A 1,805-nucleotide genomic window follows, 5' to 3' on the forward strand; every position below is an offset into this window, starting at 1 on the left:
CGACATCCAGTTCGACGATCTGGTCGCGATGATCGGTGAACGTCTCGCGTGGGACGACCACGCCTCGAGCGCGGCGAGCTCGTCGGTGCGATTCACGAAGGCCACCGCTACCTCCTCATGCTTACTCACGCTGGCTGTAACTTACCTTCTGTGTAAGTTACAGCCAGCGTCACTGGGGACTGATGGTCCGAGCCACCCTGTTGCTGAAGGTGGCGACCGGGTCGGGACGTTTTGGACTGTTCGCCGCCCTCGTGGACATCACCGTCGAGGTCCGCGGGGGTGAGGTAGCCGCCCTCGAGGAATCGCAGCGTCAAGGCGGTCCTGGCGGAAGCGGGCCGGCTGACGGCCTCGTAGCGCCTCCGGGCCCGTGGTGCCGCGGTCCACCTGGCCAGGCCTCGCCCGCGATCGTCCGGCCGCGGAATCCGTTCCGGCGGATGAGGCAACCCGCCAGGCATCCGGCGGGATCTGGAGGGTTGTGAAGGGGCCGATGGATGATGATGATGATGAACACCGGGATTTTCGCGATTTCTTCGCACCGCGACTGCCACGGTTGCTGAGACTGGCCTACCTGCTGTGCGGCGATGCCACAGAGGCGGAGGACCTGGTTCAGATCACGCTCGCACGCGCGTATGTGGCGTGGCGACGGGTCCAGAGCAGTGATCACCCGGATGCCTATGTGCGCCGCATCCTCGTGAACGCGAACAGGCGACGGTTCGGTCGGCGACGAGTGCCCGAGGATCTCGTGGCGACGGTGCCGGACGTGGACGGTAGGAGGCCTGGGGAGTATCGGCAGCTGGGAGCACTCGAAGACTCCCACGATCCGGGTCTTCGACCGCGGTGGTCGGCTGCTGAAGGTCGTCCCGTAGCGCGGACAGGAAGGCCGGTCCAAACCGACGGGTCTGGGCCGTCCGTCCGTCCGTCCGTACCTGGACGCAGGCGCTCGCCGCGGCACTACGGGCGTGAGCCCCGGTGGCGTTGGCCGTGTTCGACCGCGCTGTAGACGGTGCGGACAAGCAGGCCAAGTACCAGTAGATCGGCCAGCATCTGCACGGTTGCGACGATCCGGGCGGAGGGTGATGTGGGCGCGATGTCGCCGAACCCGACCGTGGCGAACACGGTGACGGTGAAATACAGCGCGTCGGTGCGGTTCATCGGCTCGGTGAAGGCTCCCGGTTCCGCCTGACTCAGCAGGTAGTACGTGGTCGCGAACAGGGTCAGGAACAGCGGGATCGACAGCGCCAGCGCCTCGATCGCCCGGACCGCGGGGTACCGCGACCGCAGGATCGAGCGCAGCTGCCAGCAGGCGAGGGCCGTGAACGCCAGCAGTCCGACGACGAGCAGCAGGATCGCCACGGGGTCCCAGCCACCCCGCAACGGCAAAAGGTAATAGAGCGCCATGAGCACCGTGATGTTCAACGCGGCCCGTCGCATCGTGTGTCGCGCCAGCCGCCGCCGCGCGGCCCGATCCGGCTCCGACGGTCGCGCAGGCTCCTCATCCACCACGAACGACGGGTCACCGGACATGGCTGTCAACCAATCACTCCGAGGACCGATCCAGCTCGGTTGGCGCGGCCCGTCGTGGGGAATGACGGCCGGGAAGTAGCCGTTCCGGTTCGCGCGGAACAGGAACATGTAGAAAAAAATGATTCGGTACCGGTCAGGGGGAAGGTCGGAAATGACCATTGTTGGCGCGCGTCCCGCCCTGCGAGATTCCCAGTCGCAACGGCCAGCCAGCGCGGCCTCCGACCGGCCAGCGACCGACCGGCCAGCGACCGACCGGCCAGCGACCGACCGGCCAGCGACCG

General features: G+C 67.0%; 2 protein-coding genes. One reads left to right on the top strand and one right to left on the bottom strand.

Going from position 1 to position 1,805, the window contains the following annotated elements; all coding sequences use genetic code 11:
* Positions 1 to 487: 487 nt before the first annotated feature.
* Positions 488 to 1,000 (top strand): sigma factor, encoded by a 513-nt coding sequence (locus G6R24_RS23870; protein ID WP_163550792.1) that lies wholly within the window; start codon positions 488 to 490, stop codon positions 998 to 1,000.
* On the opposite strand, the gene G6R24_RS20645 is transcribed toward G6R24_RS23870, so the two are convergent.
* The gene (locus tag G6R24_RS20645; protein ID WP_163550791.1) at positions 952 to 1,524 is read right to left on the bottom strand and encodes a potassium channel family protein; all 573 of its coding nucleotides are present in this window, start codon (positions 1,522 to 1,524) and stop codon (positions 952 to 954) included. The two genes, G6R24_RS23870 and G6R24_RS20645, sit on opposite strands and share 49 nt — an antisense overlap.
* Between the last annotated feature and the right edge of the window lie 281 nt (positions 1,525 to 1,805).

This window comes from Candidatus Frankia nodulisporulans, from assembly GCF_902806475.1.
Taxonomy (GTDB): Bacteria; Actinomycetota; Actinomycetes; order Frankiales; family Frankiaceae; genus Frankia; species Frankia umida.

Coding starts and splice junctions, on each gene's coding strand:
- G6R24_RS23870 (WP_163550792.1), top strand. CDS start 488: ATGGATGATGATGATGATGAACACCGGGATTTTCGCGATTTCTTCGCA.
- G6R24_RS20645 (WP_163550791.1), bottom strand. CDS start 1,524: ATGTCCGGTGACCCGTCGTTCGTGGTGGATGAGGAGCCTGCGCGACCG.